At 63.9% G+C, this 17,002-nt stretch carries 15 protein-coding genes and 2 pseudogenes; 13 read left to right on the top strand and 4 right to left on the bottom strand.

Annotation, left to right across the window (positions count from 1 at the left end; all coding sequences use genetic code 11):
* Positions 1 to 757: 757 nt before the first annotated feature.
* The gene (locus ACSFB7_RS37360) at positions 758 to 1,783 is read right to left on the bottom strand and encodes an IS110 family RNA-guided transposase (protein ID WP_435477385.1); all 1,026 of its coding nucleotides are present in this window, start codon (positions 1,781 to 1,783) and stop codon (positions 758 to 760) included.
* Between the two features lie 212 nt (positions 1,784 to 1,995).
* Complete coding sequence (locus tag ACSFB7_RS37355; RefSeq protein WP_435477384.1) at positions 1,996 to 2,979, bottom strand: IS5 family transposase; 984 nt, start codon at positions 2,977 to 2,979, stop codon at positions 1,996 to 1,998.
* Between the two features lie 114 nt (positions 2,980 to 3,093).
* Between ACSFB7_RS37355 and ACSFB7_RS37350 the strand changes: the two genes are divergently transcribed.
* Together ACSFB7_RS37350 and ACSFB7_RS37345 are read left to right on the top strand one after the other, a co-directional pair.
* Positions 3,094 to 3,444 (top strand): hypothetical protein, encoded by a 351-nt coding sequence (locus ACSFB7_RS37350; protein WP_435477383.1) that lies wholly within the window; start codon positions 3,094 to 3,096, stop codon positions 3,442 to 3,444.
* A pseudogene (locus ACSFB7_RS37345) lies at positions 3,387 to 4,448 on the top strand (IS4 family transposase). Before ACSFB7_RS37350 ends, ACSFB7_RS37345 begins: the two are co-directional and overlap by 58 nt.
* An 83-nt stretch (positions 4,449 to 4,531) precedes the next feature.
* On the opposite strand, the gene ACSFB7_RS37340 reads toward ACSFB7_RS37345, so the two are convergent.
* On the bottom strand, positions 4,532 to 5,335 hold the full coding sequence (locus ACSFB7_RS37340; RefSeq protein ID WP_435477382.1) for an SDR family NAD(P)-dependent oxidoreductase: 804 nt from the start codon (positions 5,333 to 5,335) through the stop codon (positions 4,532 to 4,534).
* Between the two features lie 181 nt (positions 5,336 to 5,516).
* On the opposite strand from ACSFB7_RS37340, the gene ACSFB7_RS37335 reads away from it, so the two are divergent.
* From ACSFB7_RS37335 to ACSFB7_RS37285, 11 genes are all read left to right on the top strand, one after another.
* A complete protein-coding gene (locus ACSFB7_RS37335; RefSeq protein ID WP_435477381.1) occupies positions 5,517 to 6,683 on the top strand; it encodes an ABC transporter substrate-binding protein in 1,167 nt (388 codons plus the stop codon).
* A gap of 37 nt (positions 6,684 to 6,720) precedes the next feature.
* A complete protein-coding gene (locus ACSFB7_RS37330) occupies positions 6,721 to 7,641 on the top strand; it encodes an alpha/beta hydrolase (protein ID WP_435477380.1) in 921 nt (306 codons plus the stop codon).
* A 34-nt stretch (positions 7,642 to 7,675) separates the two neighbouring features.
* Positions 7,676 to 8,566 (top strand): branched-chain amino acid ABC transporter permease, encoded by an 891-nt coding sequence (locus tag ACSFB7_RS37325; RefSeq protein ID WP_435477379.1) that lies wholly within the window; start codon positions 7,676 to 7,678, stop codon positions 8,564 to 8,566.
* Positions 8,556 to 9,533, top strand: coding sequence for a branched-chain amino acid ABC transporter permease (locus tag ACSFB7_RS37320; protein ID WP_435477378.1), 978 nt, complete (start codon positions 8,556 to 8,558; stop codon positions 9,531 to 9,533). The genes ACSFB7_RS37325 and ACSFB7_RS37320 overlap by 11 nt, the downstream gene beginning before the upstream one ends.
* Positions 9,530 to 10,297 (top strand): ABC transporter ATP-binding protein, encoded by a 768-nt coding sequence (locus ACSFB7_RS37315; protein WP_435477377.1) that lies wholly within the window; start codon positions 9,530 to 9,532, stop codon positions 10,295 to 10,297. The genes ACSFB7_RS37320 and ACSFB7_RS37315 overlap by 4 nt, the downstream gene beginning before the upstream one ends.
* 13 nt (positions 10,298 to 10,310) lie before the next feature.
* Positions 10,311 to 11,057: an ABC transporter ATP-binding protein gene (locus ACSFB7_RS37310; protein WP_435477376.1), complete on the top strand. Its 747-nt coding sequence runs from the start codon at positions 10,311 to 10,313 to the stop codon at positions 11,055 to 11,057.
* An 83-nt stretch (positions 11,058 to 11,140) separates the two neighbouring features.
* Positions 11,141 to 12,301 carry an acyl-CoA dehydrogenase family protein gene (locus ACSFB7_RS37305; RefSeq protein ID WP_435477375.1) on the top strand — a complete coding sequence of 387 codons (1,161 nt, stop codon included), beginning with the start codon at positions 11,141 to 11,143 and terminating at the stop codon, positions 12,299 to 12,301.
* Entirely contained in the window at positions 12,280 to 12,984 is a 705-nt protein-coding gene (locus tag ACSFB7_RS37300; protein WP_435477373.1) for a TetR/AcrR family transcriptional regulator, read from the top strand. Before ACSFB7_RS37305 ends, ACSFB7_RS37300 begins: the two co-directional genes overlap by 22 nt.
* 14 nt (positions 12,985 to 12,998) lie before the next feature.
* Entirely contained in the window at positions 12,999 to 14,675 is a 1,677-nt protein-coding gene (locus ACSFB7_RS37295; protein WP_435477372.1) for an AMP-binding protein, read from the top strand.
* Between the two features lie 37 nt (positions 14,676 to 14,712).
* Positions 14,713 to 15,516 (top strand): enoyl-CoA hydratase-related protein, encoded by an 804-nt coding sequence (locus ACSFB7_RS37290; protein ID WP_435477371.1) that lies wholly within the window; start codon positions 14,713 to 14,715, stop codon positions 15,514 to 15,516.
* Between the two features lie 288 nt (positions 15,517 to 15,804).
* Positions 15,805 to 16,890, top strand: coding sequence for an IS630 family transposase (locus ACSFB7_RS37285; RefSeq protein ID WP_435477370.1), 1,086 nt, complete (start codon positions 15,805 to 15,807; stop codon positions 16,888 to 16,890).
* 6 nt (positions 16,891 to 16,896) lie between these two features.
* On the opposite strand, the pseudogene ACSFB7_RS37280 reads toward ACSFB7_RS37285, so the two are convergent.
* Positions 16,897 to 17,002, bottom strand: a pseudogene (locus tag ACSFB7_RS37280) (IS5-like element ISCARN85 family transposase); the annotation flags it as partial.

The following is a 17,002-nucleotide window of genomic DNA, read 5'->3' as shown; positions in this document are numbered from 1 at the left end:
ACCTGAACAGCCGAATTGACGATCTCCTGCCACATCGCTGGCAACCGCTCACCTGACTCTGCAGCAGGGGCAACCGCTGATCGGGACCGTCAAGATGGAGCGCCCATCCGCTTACGACTATCCGGCTTCCGTGCCGCACAACCATCAGGAGCCCACGTTGGCCTGCGCCAGCCGGCGCTCGCGAATGCGGCCGACGACGACTTGCGGCGAGTGGCGGGCCATAGGCGCCCGCCCTATTAAAGGTGTACTACACCCAAAAGCCTACACCCTCGATCTCCGCACCTTAGCCCTTTGTCGCGGTTCCTAGCCGTTTGAACGCAAGCGAGACCGCCCATGGCCGCGCCCACCATCGCGAACCCCACGTCGGCCTGCGCCACGGCCGTAGCAGCGCGGAGGCGGCCGACCACGACTTGCGCCGAGTGGCCGACCGTAGGCGCACGCTCGTATTACAGGTGTACTACACCTCGAGGCCTACAGCTAAGGAAGGTTTTATATGGGCGCCTCCCGGATTGCAAGAACTCGTGTGTGTGACGATTCAGGAGGCAGGGCTGCAGTCTTATATCCGGCCTGTCGTGCAGGCTGATATGCCTGCTGGCCCTGATGGTTTTCGCTGACGAGGTTCCCATCTGATCAACGAGCTTGACGCTCTTGTTCCTTATCGGAGTGTCCCGTCCCGGTCCGACCTGTCTGTCCATCACACGCATGGTCGCTTGCTCTCCTTCAAACTGCTTGGTCCGGGTCTTCGTTCTTTTAGTCGTCAGCGCGCGGCCTGCCACGCCTCGGGGCGCCAGGCCTGACCGCTTGCCAGCACCGCCCAGATCGTTCGCGCCAGCTTGTTCGCCACCGCGGCGACAGCCACGCTGTAAGGTCGGCGCTCCAACAAAGCGGTCAACCACGGCCATGTCGGGCCATCCTTGGATCTGATCACGACGGCTCGAGCACCGTGCATCAGCAACGTTCGCAGGTAAGCATCGCCGCGCTTGCTGATGCCGAGCTGCCGCACCCGTCCGCCGGTACCGGTCTGGCGAGGGACCAATCCGATCCATGCAGCAAACTCCCGGGCGTCTTTGAACGCTGTCGGCGTGCCCATGCTGGCGACGACGGCCGTGGCTGTGAGAAGACCAATGCCGGGGATTTCGGCGACGGCCCTGCAGGCTGGTATTTCCCGCATCTGCTGCGAGAGCCGTCGCTCGATCAAGCCGATGTCGGCCTGCAGTTGCTGGACTCGCCCGAGCTGCTCGTCCAGGCTATCCATGAGCATCGCTGGCAGCCGGGTCTTCGCGTCGCACATGGCGTCAGGCAATGCCTTGAGCAGTGCCGCGTGGCCTTCCGGCAGCACGATGCCAAACTCGTAGAGCAGCCCCCGAAGTTCGTTCGTCTGCATGATGCGGGTCTTCATGAGTTGCGCGCGCAGCCGGTGCAGCGACAGCACGATCTGCTGGGCCTCGGTCTTGACGGGAACGAAGCGCATGCCGGGCTGCTGACACGCAGTCCAGATCGCTTGCGCATCCGCGGCATCTGTCTTGTTCCGCTGCACGAACGGACGCACTTTCCTGGGTGAGATGAGACGCACCTCGTGACCCAATCCCATCAGGGCTCGGCCCCAGTCGTGTGCGCCGCCGCATGCTTCCATGACGACGAGCGCAGCAGCGTGATTGGCAAACCACTCCAGCATCCTTGCGCGCTTCAACTGCAAGCGCTCGATGCAACCGGAATCCATCTCGACCCAGTGCAGCTGAAACACCTTCTTGGCAATGTCGACGGCAATGACGGTACGTTCCATGATGCTCTCCATTTCCGATTTTGACGATGGGATCGCAAATCTGGCACTACCCGCGGCGCAGTGCAAGCAGCACCAGCGGTAGGAGGGAGGCGCCCATACCATCTGAACAACTGGCAAACGCGAGTCCGCGAGGCGCGTGTATGTCGAGAAGGTTCGATGAATTCATGACGCAATCGCCTTCGTAAGTGGGTTTTTGGCGCGTTTCTGCGCCCTCACGCTGCTTTCGGACGGACTGCTCCCGTCATCGCCATCAACTGCTTGCGCGCCATCCACAGATTCGACAGCGCGAACAGCGTCAGCAGATGGCCCGTGTTCTTCTGCAGACCACGGAAGCGCACCTTCAAGAGGCCGAACTGGCGTTTGATCACTCGAAACGGGTGCTCCACTTTGGCGCGCACGCTGGCCTTGCGGTGTTCTTCCTTTTTCACTCGCGTCTTGGCTCTGCCTTCGGGCATCTTGGCGATGTCACTGGGCCGCGCGGCGATGTTCCACTGCAGGTCTTCGCGGTCCACCCGACTGGGCGCTCCCCGGTAGCCGGAGTCAGCCCAGACAGCTTCCTCCTTGCCGTGCAGCAAGTCGGCCACCTGCAGTACGTCGGCTTCGTTGGCAGCCGTGGTCGTCACGGTGTGAACCAGGCTGCTGTCGGCATCGACGCCGATGTGCGCCTTCATGCCGAAGTGCCATTGGTTTCCCTTCTGCGTCTGGTGCATCTCAGGGTCCCGCTCGCCGTCGGCGTTCTTCGTCGAACTGGGCGCAGCGATGATCGTGGCGTCCACGATGCTGCCTCGCTTGAGCAGCAAGCCCTTGCGCGCCAGGAGTGCGTTGACCTGCTTCAAGATGTCCTCGGCCAGGTCGTACTCCTCCAGCATGTGCCGGAAGTTCAGGATCGTCGTCTCGTCGGGGATTGGCTCGCTCAGTTTCAGTCCGGCGAAGGTGCGCAGCGAGGCGATCTCATAGAGTGCCTCCTCCATCGCCGGATCGCTGAGGGCAAACCAGTTCTGCATGAGGTGCACGCGCAACATCGTCTCCAGCGGATACGGCCTGCGGCCGCGGCCGGCCACAGGGTAGAAAGGCTCGATCACCCTCAGCAGCGGTTTCCACGGCACAACCAGCTCCATCTCCTCGAGAAACACCTCGCGCCTGGTCTTCTTCCTCTTGCCCGCGTACTCCGCCTCCGCAAAGCTGATTTGGCTCATCCCGCACTCCTTTGCAGATTCAACGTCTCACGGCATGATCGGTGGACTTGTTCAGACTTTCCCTAACCGCGACAAGTGATCGTAGGCCGGGCAAGCCGAGCTACGATCAATCCCATGGCAAGCACTTTTACGATGGCGTTCCTTCAGCATCCCGCTAACTTGCTGACCACGAGTGTCGACCTTGGCGGCGGCGGATTGTCGGGCGGGCAGGCCGTCGAACTTACGGTAGCCTACGCGTACGACTTTGGGTTGAATGTCCCCTACGCGAGCTATCCCAACGACGCACCGAACAAGCGGACCATGTTGCTGAACAATCTTGTGCAATTTGAGCCGAAGCAGCAGTACCAGATCATCCGCGAACTGTGTGACCGCGTTGACCCACTGGGTGAGCGGCCAGAGATCGCTCGGTGCAAACGCACCAAATCGACCGCCACAACAAAGGCTTCGACAGCTGGGACCACCTGATGGCCATGCTGTACGGCCAGCTCAGTGGCGCCTCCAGCCTCAGGGTGCTGCAAGAGGGCTTCAACCAGCACCTGCAGCACCACTACCACCTTGGCACTGGGCAGCTGCGCCGCTCGACACTGGCCGACGCCAACAGCAAGCGCAACCCGCAGGTCTTTGCCGATACCGCCCAGGCCCTCATGCAGGTGGCCGGGCGTAAAGTGCGCGCCGAGCGCGAGCGCATGCTGTTCCTGCTCGACTCCACGAGCATCGCGCTGCGCGGGCGCCGCCATGAATGGACAACAGGAACCGCGACCCGCACGCCCGGGCTCAAGCTGCACCTGCTGATCGCGCCAGAGGCGGCGCTGCCGGTGCACCAGAGCATCACGCCGGCCAACGTGAATGACGTGGGAGAGGGTCGCAAACTGCCGATCGAGCCAGGCGCGACCTATGTCTTCGATAAGGGTTACTGCGACTACGGCTGGTGGAGCCAGATCGACGCAAAGGGCGCGCGCTTCGTCACCCGTTTAAAGACCAACGCGGCGCTGCGCACCGAGTGCGAGCTGCCGCTGCCCGGCGAAGACGCCCAGATCCTGGGCGACACGGTGGCCCGCTTTGCCCACCGCAGCAGCCGCGGCGGCCACCGCAATCTCTATACAGGGCAGGTGCGGCGCATCGAGGTGAGCCGCCCGGACGACGAGCCTCTGGTGCTGGTGACCAATGACCTCACCGCTGCCGCCACAGAGATCGCCTAGCTGTACAAGGACCGCTGGCAGGTCGAGCTGTTCTTCAAGTGGATCAAGCAGCATCTGTCGGTCAAACAGTTCCTCGGCAGGAAGCGACAACGCGGTGCGCATCCAGCTGCTGGTAGGGCTGATCGCCTATCTGCTGGTCTTGATCTACAACGCGGCGCATGGCAAGAAGCCGTCGCTGTGGATGGCACAGGCCGAGCTACGCGGCGGGCTGTTCGCAAGGCCCCAAATCGAAGAATCCCAATGGCGAAGACGACGACAGGACCAGGATAAGTGCAGCCAGTTCAGCCGGGGCTGTTCCAATGAAATTTATTCCGGACAGCAGTGCGCGTTCGCGGGGATGACGGCGGTGGGCCTCAGCCCGACGCGCCGCCAAAAGCCGACCACCCGCCGTCTACCGGTATCACCGCCCCCGTCACATACGCCGCTGCCGGCGAGCATAAAAACAGCGCCACGTCGGCAATTTCCGAGGGTTGGCCGAAGCGGCCTGCTGGCACACGCTTGAGCGCACCTTCACGTGCGGCGGGCGCGGCGTCGAACAGGGCCTGGGCCATGGGCGCGTCGATGTAGCCGGGGGCGATGCAATTGACGCGGATGCCCAGCTTGGCCCACTCGCAGGCGAGGCAGCGCGTCATGTGCGCCACCGCGGCCTTGCTGGGGCCGTAGGCGTTGGAGCCTGGAATCCCCACCAGGCCGGCCACGGAGCCGATGTTCACGATGGCGCCGCTGCGCTGCGCCACCATGGCTCGGCCCGCTTCGCGGCAGCACAAAAACGTGCCCTTGGCATTGACCGAAACCACGCGCTCCCAGTCTTCCACGCTCTGGTCCACCGTGCGGCAGACACGCTCGATGATGCCGGCGCTGTTGATGAGCAAGTCGATGCGGCCGTGCAGTGCCAGCACGCGTGCAAACAGCGCGGCCACCGACGCCTCTGACGACACATCGCACGGCATTCGATTGCCCGGCATCTGGGCTGCGGCTTGTGTGTCGCCGCCTTCAGGCTGTTGCCCGAACCGGAGGTCGGCTGCAACTACGGTGGCGCCTGCGCTGCGAAGCGCCTCGCAACAAGCGTGACCGATGCCGCTGGCGCCGCCGGTCACCAGCGCCACCTTGCCTTGCAGCTGCATGTTTGCGGGCGGTATGGGGGCAATTTCAGCCATGTTTGTCTCCTCGGCGTTGCATCGACGCAGGCCATGTTTGTAAGGGTTAACACTGATGAATCAACGTTCAATGACTATTGATTCATTGAATTATGCGTCATAAGATCACCTGGCGGTTGGGGCAACTGCTGGCCTGACGACACCCCTTGATAGTGACTAAACACGCAAGAGTGGAGACAACATGAACAATGACGAAACAAACCTGCACCTGGTGGTGCCGACGCGGCGCAATCTCTTGCAGCTGCTTGCCGCCAGTGCGGCGGTGGCCTACGGGCCGTCCATGGCCCAGGCAGGCGAGCCGATCAAGATCGGTGCGGTACTGTCGCTCACCGGTCCCGGCGCAGGGCTGGGCGTGCCAGAGCGCAGCGGTGTGCTGTTGGCCGAAAAGGCCATCAACCAGGCAGGCGGCGTGCGCGGCCGCCAGGTCAAGGTCATCCTGGAGGACGACGGCTCCAAGCCCGACCTGGCCAAAAGCAAGGCCGAGCGCCTGATCTTCGAGGAAAAGGTCATCGCCCTCATCGGCGGCTCGCTCACGGCAAGCACCGGCTCCATGGCCGCCATCACCAATGCCGAGAAGATGGCGCAGATCTGCTTTACCGGCCTGGGACCCAAGATCGAGCTGGACTACAAGTCGCTGTTTCACGCGGTGCCGCCGCAAAGCCTCAACGCACGCGCCATGCTGGAATACGCCACCAAGGGCGCCAAGGCAAAAAAGATCGGCGTGCTGCACGACACTGGCTACGGCCAGGCGGTCATGGCTGCGCTGCAGGTCGAAAAAGCTGGCTACGGCGTCGACTTCGTGGCGGTAGAGCGGTTTGAAGTTGGCGCCACTGACGTATCGGCGCAGGCGGCAAAGGTGCGCGCCTCCAACCCTGAGATCGTGTTCGTCATCTCCACGTCGGCGGTGCCCTTCCGCAACGCGCGCCAGATGAAGATTTCGCAGACCATCGTGGCAGGCCTGGGGTCGGCCTCATACGACTACGTGCGTGCCATGGGCGAGTTTGGCGACGCCATCGTGTTCCCCGAGTTCGTGGTCGCCGAAGACCCGGTCGCGAGGCAGAACCAGTTTGTAGCGCTCTACAAGAAGGAAAACAACAACGCCATGCCCAAGAATTTCGAGGCATCCGGCTGGGACGCCATGCACATGATTGCCCGCGCGGTCGAGAAAGCCGGCCCCACCGCATCGCGCGAAGCCGTGGCTGCGGCCATGCGCGCGCCCTATGAGGGCGTGATGGCCCGCTATGACTTCAGCGCGCCCGACATGACCGGCATTGCGCTGGGCAGCTACGTTTATTCCCAGCTGGTCAAGGGCCAGTTCACCCGGTTGCCGTTCACGGCGTCCAACTGATGCCCACGTGCATCACAAACCATTTCAGGAGAAACACATGAAACGCGCGGTCGAATACAACAGCCAGGGCATCAAGGTGCGTGGCGTGCTGGCCACTCCGGACAAGGGCGAGGGCCCTTTCCCAGTGGTGGTGATGGGCGGCGGATGGTGCTATGTCAAAGAGATCGTGCTGCCGCATTACGCGCAAGCCATGCTCGACGTGGGCGTGGCCTGCCTCATGATCGACTACCGCAACATGGGCGAGAGCGACAGCCCGCAGCCACAGCACATCGACCCCTGGGGCCAGATCGACGACCTGAAAAACGGCATCACCTTTGCGGCCGATCAGCCTGAGCTGGATGCCGAGCGCATCGGCGTGTGGGGCATCTCGTACGCGGGCGGCCACGCGATCATCGTCGGCGCCACCGACCCGCGCGTCAAATGCGTCATCTCCACCGTGCCGGTGGTCGAAGGCTGGGAGACCATGCGCCGCTGCCATGGGGAGCGCCGTTTCGCCCAGCTTCAGAAGCTGGTACTGGACGACCGCATTCGGCGCGGTCGCGGCGAGCCGGGCGCGCTGATGGCCATGTCGTCGCTCAACCCGAACGAGGAACTGTCGGTGTGGCCCTTCCCTCACGTCAATGAGATCTTCAACAAAATCAAGGCCACCGAGGCGCCGCGCCACCGCCACGAAAACACGGTGGAGTCGCTGGAAAACCTGTTGCAGTACAACGTCTTCCCGTACGCGAAGCGCATCCTCAATACGCCCACGCTGGTGGTGATTGCGGCCGGCGACAACATCACGCAGTGGGACCTGGAACTCGAGATGTTCAACTCGATTCCGGCCAACGACAAAAAGGTGGTGGTGCTGGCCGAGGTGAACCACATGAGCCTGTACAACAACCGCAGCCACCTCGACGTGGCCTCGCAGGCGCATGGCGAATTCGTCAAGCGCCACCTGGTCGACTTGAAGGCCTGACCGGCCCGCCCGCACCCGCGACGCACTGAACAGCATGGACCAACTTCCCCTTTACTGGCAATCGGTCGTCGTCGGGTTGACCAACGGCATGGTATACGCGCTCATCGGCCTGGGCATCTCGGTGGTGTTTCGCGGCAGCCGCATCGTCAACGCCATGCAGGGCGAATTCGCCTTGCTGGCGGGCGTGGGTGCCTACTTGATGATCTCCGCGCTCGGGCAGGGGCTGCTGGTGTCCTTCGTGGTGGGCGTGGTGCTCAGCGCGCTGTTCGGCCTGATGATCGAGTTCACGCTGGTGCGCGGTGCGCGCAAGCGCGGGGCCGATGACGGCACCTTTCTTCTCCTGACGCTCGGCATTGCTTTCACCGTGTCTGCCGGCGTGCTGTATTTCTTTGGCCGCGATACCCACGCACTGCCTGGCATCGGGGGCGAGCAGTCGTTCGAGCTATTCGGCGCGGCGGTGCGCATCCATGCGGCCTGGCTGGTGGGCATCAGCCTGGCCGTGGTGCTGGTGCTGCGCTTCTTCTATAGCCGCACCACTCTCGGCCTGGCGATGATGGCTGCCTCCATCGACCCCGACGGCGCGTCGACCATCGGCATCAACGTGCCGTGGATGCGCTCTCTGACTTTCCTTCTGGGCGGCACGGTGGGCGGCCTGGCGGGCGTGCTGGTTGCGCCGCTGATCACGGTGCACTACGAGATGGGCCTGCTGCTCACGCTCAAGGGTTTTGGCGCCGCCATCCTGGGCGGGCTGGTCAACCCGTTCGGCGCGGTGATCGGTGGAGTGGTGCTGGGGCTGATCGAGGCGCTGGCCGTGGTCAGCATTTCTTCTGGCTACAAGGACGTGATTTCCATGGTGTTGCTGATCGTCATCATGATCGTGATGCCCAACGGTATCTTGGGCCGGGGAGGTCGTCGTGGCGGATAAGGACAACGCACGGCGCTGGGCGCTCGGCATTGCGCTGCTGGTGGGCTGGGCGGTGCTGCCGGCACTTGCCAGCCGCAGCGTGGTCGACATGTTCGTCTTTGCCGCCATCTATTCAATCGCCGGGCTCGGCGTGGCCTTCTTGCTGGGCCAGTGCGGCATCTTGTCCCTGGCGCAAAGCGTGTTCTACGGCATTGGCGGCTACGGCACGGCCTATTGCTGCACCGTGCTGGGCTGGCCGGCTGGCGCGGCCATGGCGGTTGCGATGCTGGTGAGCGCAACACTGGCGGGGCTGCTGGGCGCGCCGGTGTTGCGGTTGTCGGGCTACTTTTTGGCGCTGGCCACGCTGGCGCTGGCGCTCATCGGCCAGACGCTGTTTGTCGAATGGGACTGGCTGACCGGCGGCACGCTGGGCACCGGAGGCATTCCCAAGCTGTCGCTGTTTGGCTGGCAGCTGGCCACGCCGCAGCGCTTTTACTATTTCATCTGGGCCGTGCTGGCATTGGTGTTTGCCGCGCACTATGCGCTGCTGCGCTCACGCTACGGCTATGCCATGCGCGCCATGCGCGACGCGCCCGATGCGGCGCTGGCGCTGGGGCTACCGGTACACCGGCTCAAAATCCAGGCCTTCATGCTGAGCGCGGTGCTGGGGTCGCTGGCCGGCAGCATGCTGGCGCACTACGTGTCGTTTGTCAGCGTGGACAGCTTCAACGTGGCCAAGGGCATCCACTTTCTGCTGATCGCGGTGCTGGGCGGTGCCCAAACCATTGCCGGCACCATTGCAGGCGCCCTTTTCATCACCTTGCTGCCTGACCTGCTGGGCCGCTTCGGCGATATTCACGCCCTGCTGTTTGCACTGTTGCTGCTGGCAACGGTGTTCTTCTTGCCGCAGGGCTTTGGCGGCGTGGTGCTGAATCTCACCCGCCGCCGCAAGGCCAAGCCGGCAGCTAGCGCAAAGGTGGCACCATGAACACGCCCGTCCAGCCGCTGCTGCAACTGCGGTCGATCACCCACGCGTTTGCCGGCTTGCAGGTGCTGCGCAATGTGAGCTTCGACATTCACGCGGGCGCCATCACGTGCCTGGTAGGCCCCAATGGCGCTGGCAAGAGCACGCTGTTCAACATCATCTCCGGCTTCTTGCAGCCGAGCGGGGGCAGCATTGCCTACGGTGGCGGCGACATCACCGCTTGGAACGTGACGCGGCGCAGCCGTGCCGGCCTGGTGCGCACCTTCCAGACGCCGCAGGTTTTTGCACACATGACGGTGCTGGAGAACCTGATGGCCGCGGCCTGCGCAACCCAGCGCAGCAGCTTCGTCGCCAGCCTGTTCAATGCGCCATCGGCCAGGCGCGATGTTGCTGCCATGCGGGCGGCCGCGCGCGAAACCTGCCAGGCGATGGGGCTCGCCGACATTGCAGACGAACCCGCCGGTCTGCTGCCCGCGGGGCAGCAACGCCTGGTGGAGCTGGCGCGCGCATGCGTCACCCGGCCGCGGCTGCTGTGCCTGGACGAGCCGTCATCGGGGCTGAACGTGCAGGAGGTGGAAGCCCTGCGCGCCGGCCTGCGCAAGATTTTGCAGGCCGGCACCAGCATCCTGCTCGTCTCGCACGACATGGACCTGGTGCGCATCGGCTCGGTGGTGCATGTGCTTTGCTTCGGCGAGATCATCTCGTCCGGCTCGTTCGGCGACATTGCCGCCGACCCGCGCGTGCGCGAAGCGTACCTGGGGGTTTGAGCCGATGAACGACATGCTGAGCGTAGAAAACATCGCGGCCGGCTACGGCCGGATTCCGGTGCTGCACGACCTGTCGCTGCGCGTGGCGCGCAACGAAAGCGTGGCCATCATCGGTGCCAACGGTGCCGGCAAGAGCACGCTGGTGCGCGCCATCAGCGGATTGCTGCCGGTGACAGCCGGCGCCATTTCGATCGGCGGCGAACGGGTGGACCGCATGCCGCCCCACCAGCGCGTGTCGAGCGGCGTGGGCACGGTGCTGGAAACGCGCAACCTGTTCGGCGAGCTCAGCGTCCGCAACAACCTGGAACTTGCCCTTGCAACGGGCCGCCGGCGCCAGAGCCGCACGCCCTTCACCATTGACAGTGTGATCGAGTTGTTTCCGTTCATCAAGATGCGCATCGAAGCACCGGTGTCGCTGTTGAGCGGCGGCGAGCAACAGATGGTGGCGATTGCGCGTGCGCTCCTGCTGCAGCCCGACCTGCTGATCCTGGACGAGCCGTCTACCGGCCTCGCGCCCAAAGTGCTGCTCCACATTGCCGAGGTGCTCAAGAAATTGCGGGCGCTGGGCATCGGGATTCTGCTGGTCGAGCAAAACGTGGCATTTGCCGCGCAGATTGCCGACCGGGCCTACGTCATTTCGCTGGGCAAGGTGGTGCGCGCCATTACGGCCGGTGAGTGGGCCGAGGTGCTGAACGATGGCGACATTCTCGAGGCCTATCTTGGCGGCCACGGCGATGCGGCCACGGCCGCCTCTAGTTAGGCCCCGGCAATGCGATACACACAGCGCGCTGCACCACGCAATGACGGTTGTGCAGCCGAAATTTCCAGTCTTAAAGGTCGTCCATGAATTTCACCGAGCCCGAACACGTTGGACAACTGCGCGACACGCTGGTGCGCTTTGTCGAGAAAGAAATGCCTCGCGCAGCCGCTGCGCGCTGGGACAAGGAGAATCACTTTCCCCGCGACGTCTTCGACAAGCTGGCAGCGCTGGGTGTGCTGGGCCTCACGGTGCCCGAAGAACACGGCGGTGCCGGCCGCGACATCCTGGCGACCATGGTCGTCATCGAAGAGCTCTCGCGACGCAGCCTGGCGGTGTCCGTGCCTTACATCATGGGCGCCTGCTACGCCGGCATGAACCTGGTGGAATGCGCCACCGAAGAGCAGCGCAAAAAACTGTTGCCACGTGTGGTCGACGGCTCGCTGCTGTTCGCCTACGGCTGGACCGAGCCCGACGCCGGGGCAGACCTGGCCAGCGTGAAGACCCGCGCCGAACGCGACGGCGACACGGTACGCATCAACGGTGCCAAGCGCTTTTGCTCTGGCGCCGCGATCTCCGACTACATCTACGCGCTGGTGCGCACCGGGCCCGAGCAAGCCCGCCACAAGAACCTGTCGCTGGTGATGGTGCCGCCCGGCACAGCGGGCGTTTCCATCACGCCGATCGAGGGCATGGGAATGAAAGGAGCCGCCACCACCGACGTCACCTTCGACAATGTGGAGGTGCCGTTCGCCAACGTCATCGGCGGCGAGGCGGGCTGGAACAACGGCTGGTCGATGATCGTCGGCTCCGGCCTCGACGTGGAAAAGCTGGAGGTGGCTGCCATCGGAATCGGCATTGCGCGTGCTGCGCTGGACGACGCCTGGGCCTATGCCTTCGAGCGCCAGCAATTCGGCAAGCCGATCGCGCAGTACCAGTCCATCCAGCACAAGCTGGCGGACATGAAGACCCAGCTGCATGCGGCGCGGCTGGTGCTTTACCACGCAGCGTGGCTTGCCAACGAGCACCAGCCTTGCAATGTCGAAACGTCGATGGCGAAGCTGTTTGCGACCGAGGTGTCCAAGTCTGTCGCGCTGGAGTGTCAGACGATCTTCGGCGCATACGGCTACGTCAAAGACTTCGACGCTGAGCGTTATGTGCGGGACGCGCTGCTGTTGCCGATCATCGGCGGCTCGTCTGCCGTGCAACGCAACAACATCTTCAAATGGTCGAGCGCCCGGGGCTGAACCACATGCCTGCCGAGAACATCATTGCAACCGACGTGGAACGGAAACCCCGCACTCCCAGGGCAGCCAAGGGCACAGAGCGGCCGCGCCGGCGGCTGTCGCGCGAGGAGCGAACACCGGAGGCGCGCGAGGCCATTTTTGCGGCTGCCGCCAAGGTGGTGGGCGAGGTCGGCTACGCCGACGCGTCGATCACGCGCATCACCGAAGCCGCGGGCATTGCACAGGGCACCTTCTACCTGTACTTCAGTTCGCGCCAGTCGTTGCTGGACGAACTGCTGCCACACGTGGGCGCGGACATGCTGGTGTTCATCCGCGAGCGGGTAACCGGCGCAAGCGACGTATTCGAGATGGAAGAGCGGGGCTTCAGGGCCTTTTTCGAATATCTGAAGGCAAATCCGGGCTTCTTTCGCGTCCTCAACGAAGCGGAAGCTGCCGCGCCCCAAGCACACGCCAGGCATTTCAAGCTGCTGGCCGCCCACTACGTGGACGCGCTGAAGCGCGGCCTGGCCACCGGTGACATCCGGCAGTTCCGCAAGGACGAGCTGGAAACCCTGGCCTACATGTTCATGGCTGCGCGCAGCTACCTGTACCTGCGCTACGTGAAGAACCATGCAACGGTGCGCATGATCCCCGAAAAAGTGATTGCCACCTACATGAAGCTGGTCCGCGGCGGCCTGCAATAAAAAAGGACATGCGCATGCGCAAGGATGTCAGTCGCTGGTCCACACGGCTGGACGACGACATGGCAGCACGGTACCGCGCGAGCGGCCAATGGACGGGCATGACCCTGGCGCGCTGCGCGGCCGATCGTGCGGCCGGCATGCCTGGCAAGATTGCGGTGGTCGACGGCAAGGTCCAACTCACTTTCGCGCAGCTGCTGGACCAGGCAACGCGGCTCGCCCGCACCATGCGGCGGGCGGGGCTTGTGCCCGGCGACGTGGTCAGCTTTCAGCTACCCAACTGGCACGAGACGCTGGTGATTAACCTGGCCTGCTCGCTGGGCGGATTCGTGTGCAACCCGATCGTTCCGATCTACCGCGACGCCGAAGTCGGCTTTATCCTGCGCAGCTCGCGAACCCGGTTGCTGTTTGTGCCGGACGTGTTTCGCAAGACCGACTACGTGGCGATGGTGCAGCGGCTGCGGGCCGACCTTCCCGATTTGCAGCAGGTGGTGGTTCTGCGGCCCGGCCGCATGGTCGATGCCACGTATGACGGCTGGTTGTCGCAGGGCGATGGCGAGGGCCGGCCTCAAGATCCACCCGGGGAGTTCGTGCCTGTCGATCCAGACGCGGTGAAGCTCCTGCTCTACACATCAGGCACCACCGGCGACCCGAAAGGCGTGCTGCACAGCCACAACACCATTCGCTCGGAGATCGACGCCGTCATGCGGTTCTGGGCCATCACGCCGGACGACGTGGTGCTGATGCCTTCGCCGGTGACCCACATCACCGGTTATCTCTACGCGCTGGAGCTGGTGTTTGCAGCTGGCATCAAGGCCACGTTGATGGAGCGCTGGGATGCCGGCGAAGCGGTGGACCTGATTGCCACCAACAAAGCCAGCTTCAGCATTGGGGCGACACCTTTTCTCATCGAGCTGGTTGCGGAGGTGGAGCGGCGCGGTGCATGCATTCCGTCGCTGCGGCTCTACGGCAGCGGGGGTGCGCCGGTGCCGCCCGAAGTGGTGCGGCGCGCGCGGCTGGCACTGCCCAACTGCCTCACGTTCAGGGTGTACGGTAGCAGCGAGGCGCCCACCGTGTCGCTGGGCGTCAAGCCAGGGGACAGGCCGGAGCTGGGCGCCACCACCGACGGCGCCATTGTCAACCACGAGGTGCGCATTGTCGATGCGGTGACCGGTGGGCCGGTGGCGATGGGCGCGGAGGGCGAGATCGTGACCCGCGGGCCTGAAGTCATGCTCGGCTACACCAACCCGGCTTACACCGAAGAGGCTTTCGATGCCGACGGGTTCTTTCACACCGGCGACCTCGGCTTTGTGGATGCGCACGGCTACATCACCGTCAGCGGCCGCAAGAAAGACCTGATCATCCGCGGCGGCGAAAACATCAGTCCCAAGGAGATCGAGGACGTGTTGCACCGCCACCCCTCGGTGCTGGAAGTTGCCGTGGTGGCCATGCCGCACGCGCGCATGGGCGAGACGCCTTGCGCCTACGCGGTGCTGCGCCCCGGCACCGCGCTGGATCTGGCGGGCGTCATCGCATTCATGGACGCCGAAAAGGTGGCGCGCCAGAAAATTCCCGAGCGGCTGGTCGTGCTGGACGAGCTGCCTCACACGGCGACCGGCAAAGTGCTGAAGCATGTGTTGCGCGCACGCGCGGGCGCCGACGCGCAGGACGCCACCCAACAGCCCCGGATTTGAAACCTTCACCCCATCAAGCAAATTGCAGGAACAAGCCATGACTGACTTCAAGCATCTGAGCGTAGAAAACCGCGGCGACGGTGTTGTTGCCGTGTCGCTGGCGCGCGCGCCGGCAAATGCGGTGCACCGTGACATGTACATCGAGATCAGGCAACTGTTTGGCAATGTCGATCAGCTGGGCGACGACGTGCGGGCCATCGTGCTCGGCGGCCAGGGAAAGCACTTTTGCGCTGGCAACGACCTCGACGAGTTTGCCACCATGACGCCGGAGAACGCGGTCGAGCGCATGTGGCGCGTGCGGGAAGCCTTTGGCGCCATCGCCAATTGCCAGGTGCCGGTGATCGGCGCGGTGCACGGCGTTGCCCTGGGCACGGGCCTCGCCATCGCGGCGGCGTGTGACTTCGTGGTCGCAGCCAGGAGCAGCCAGTTCGGCCTGCCCGAGCTGACGGTGGGCGTGATGGGTGGGGCCCGCCACCTCACAAGAATCGCGCCGCAGCCGCTGGTGCGGCGCATGTACTTCACTGGCCAGCCGCTGTCGGCTGCGGCATTTGCCGCTGCCGGCGGATGCATCATCGTCTGCGAAGACGACAAGCTGACAGAAGAAGCCATGCGCTATGCAAGCCGCATCGCGTCGTTCAGTCCGACGGCAGTGCGCGTGAGCAAGCGCGTGCTCGACCGCATCGAGTGGATGGACCTGCAGTCTGGCTACGAGTTCGAACAGGGCGCCACGGTGCGCATGAGCGGCCACCCGGATGCGAAGGAAGCGCTGGCCGCGTTCAAGGCCAAGCGCAGCCCCGTGTACCAGCCGCGTTCCGATGACAGGCATTGGTTTGGCAGCTGATGCGCGCACCGCGCGTGAGTCTTGAACGAGCAGGGGTCGTCCTTACCAGATGGAGACCTGGTTCCAGTCGGACGCCATTCCGCTCAAGTCTTCATCGTCCCTCTTGCCGGCCGACCTGTTCGCATGATTTTTATGCTCCGTCCTTCGCATCCGGGGTTCAGTTGGCGGACCTGGGGGCAGGCTCTACGGGATCGCGGGTTCGTGACTAGTGTCGTGAGTTAGAAGTTCGTTGAACTAATTTTTCCCGCTACGGTCAGTCGTGTACTGTTCGAACACGACGAGGTGGCGATGAGAGGCAGACCCAAGAGCGAACTGGTGCTCAGTGATGTGGAGCGCGAACAACTCACGGCTTTGACCCTGCGGCGCAAGACAGCACAGGCTCTTGCATTGCGAGCGCGCATCGTGCTGGGCTGCACCGATGGGCAGGACAACAAGGCGGTCGCCGTTCGCCAGCGCGTCACGCCCCAGACGGTGTCCAAGTGGAGGGCGCGCTTTGTCGAACTGCGCTTGGACGGCCTGCTCGATGCGCCCCGACCGGGCGCACCGCGCAGCATCGACGACGCGCGTGTCGATGCGGTGATTGCCCGCACGCTGGAGTCGATTCCCGAAGGGGCCACGCACTGGAGCACGCGCACCATGGCGCGCGAGATGGACTTGTCGCAAACGGCCGTCACGCGCATCTGGCGCGCCTTCGGTTTGCAGCCACATCGCCAAGAGACGTTCAAGCTCTCCAGCGACCCGCTGTTCGTGGAGAAGGTGCGCGACATCGTGGGCCTGTACCTGGACCCGCCGCTCAAAGCCATGGTGCTGTGCGTGGACGAGAAGAGCCAGATCCAGGCGTTGGACCGCACCCAGCCCGTACTGCCGATGGCCCCCGGAATTCCTGAGCGCAGAACGCACGACTACATGCGCCATGGCACTACGACCTTGTTCGCGGCGCTGGACATCGCCACCGGGGAGGTGATCGGCGAAGTCCACCGCCGCCACCGCAGCAGCGAGTTCCTGCAGTTCCTGCGAACCGTGGAGGCCAACGTGCCCAGCGCACTGGACGTGCATCTGGTGATGGACAACTACGGCACCCACAAGACGCCCACGATCAGAAACTGGTTCGCGCGCCATCCACGATTCCATGTGCACTTCACTCCCACCTCGGCATCCTGGCTCAATCAGGTCGAGCGCTGGTTCGCCACCCTCACCGAGAAGTACATCCGCCGCGGCACCCATCGCTCGACGCGCCAACTCGAGCAAGCGATCAAGCAATACCTCCTGCTCAACAACGCCAACCCCAAGCCTTTCCACTGGATCAAGTCTGCCGAAGACATCCTTGCAAGCGTCGAGAGATTTTGCTTGCGAACTTCTAACTCACGACACTAGGGCCTGTTAACACAAACCGCGAAGACCGTCGGCGACCAGCACGAAGCTGAGGAAGCCGAGGAACATCGCGTCGAGCTTCTCGAAGCGAGAGAAGATGCGCCTGAAGCCCTTC

The sequence above is a fragment of the Variovorax raffinosi genome (assembly GCF_051216615.1).
Lineage (GTDB): Bacteria > Pseudomonadota > Gammaproteobacteria > Burkholderiales > Burkholderiaceae_C > Variovorax.
The sequence above is the reverse complement of the archived record's forward strand: the minus strand, read 5'-3'. Positions and strand labels throughout refer to the sequence as shown.

What these genes read in the sequence shown, in the direction of transcription:
- ACSFB7_RS37360 (WP_435477385.1), bottom strand. Translation starts at nt 1,783, where the DNA reads ATGGAACGTACCGTCATTGCCGTCGACATTGCCAAGAAGGTGTTTCAG.
- ACSFB7_RS37355 (WP_435477384.1), bottom strand. Translation starts at nt 2,979, where the DNA reads ATGAGCCAAATCAGCTTTGCGGAGGCGGAGTACGCGGGCAAGAGGAAG.
- ACSFB7_RS37350 (WP_435477383.1), top strand. Translation starts at nt 3,094, where the DNA reads ATGGCAAGCACTTTTACGATGGCGTTCCTTCAGCATCCCGCTAACTTG.
- ACSFB7_RS37340 (WP_435477382.1), bottom strand. Translation starts at nt 5,335, where the DNA reads ATGGCTGAAATTGCCCCCATACCGCCCGCAAACATGCAGCTGCAAGGC.
- ACSFB7_RS37335 (WP_435477381.1), top strand. Translation starts at nt 5,517, where the DNA reads ATGAACAATGACGAAACAAACCTGCACCTGGTGGTGCCGACGCGGCGC.
- ACSFB7_RS37330 (WP_435477380.1), top strand. Translation starts at nt 6,721, where the DNA reads ATGAAACGCGCGGTCGAATACAACAGCCAGGGCATCAAGGTGCGTGGC.
- ACSFB7_RS37325 (WP_435477379.1), top strand. Translation starts at nt 7,676, where the DNA reads ATGGACCAACTTCCCCTTTACTGGCAATCGGTCGTCGTCGGGTTGACC.
- ACSFB7_RS37315 (WP_435477377.1), top strand. Translation starts at nt 9,530, where the DNA reads ATGAACACGCCCGTCCAGCCGCTGCTGCAACTGCGGTCGATCACCCAC.
- ACSFB7_RS37310 (WP_435477376.1), top strand. Translation starts at nt 10,311, where the DNA reads ATGCTGAGCGTAGAAAACATCGCGGCCGGCTACGGCCGGATTCCGGTG.
- ACSFB7_RS37305 (WP_435477375.1), top strand. Translation starts at nt 11,141, where the DNA reads ATGAATTTCACCGAGCCCGAACACGTTGGACAACTGCGCGACACGCTG.
- ACSFB7_RS37300 (WP_435477373.1), top strand. Translation starts at nt 12,280, where the DNA reads ATGGTCGAGCGCCCGGGGCTGAACCACATGCCTGCCGAGAACATCATT.
- ACSFB7_RS37295 (WP_435477372.1), top strand. Translation starts at nt 12,999, where the DNA reads ATGCGCAAGGATGTCAGTCGCTGGTCCACACGGCTGGACGACGACATG.
- ACSFB7_RS37290 (WP_435477371.1), top strand. Translation starts at nt 14,713, where the DNA reads ATGACTGACTTCAAGCATCTGAGCGTAGAAAACCGCGGCGACGGTGTT.
- ACSFB7_RS37285 (WP_435477370.1), top strand. Translation starts at nt 15,805, where the DNA reads ATGAGAGGCAGACCCAAGAGCGAACTGGTGCTCAGTGATGTGGAGCGC.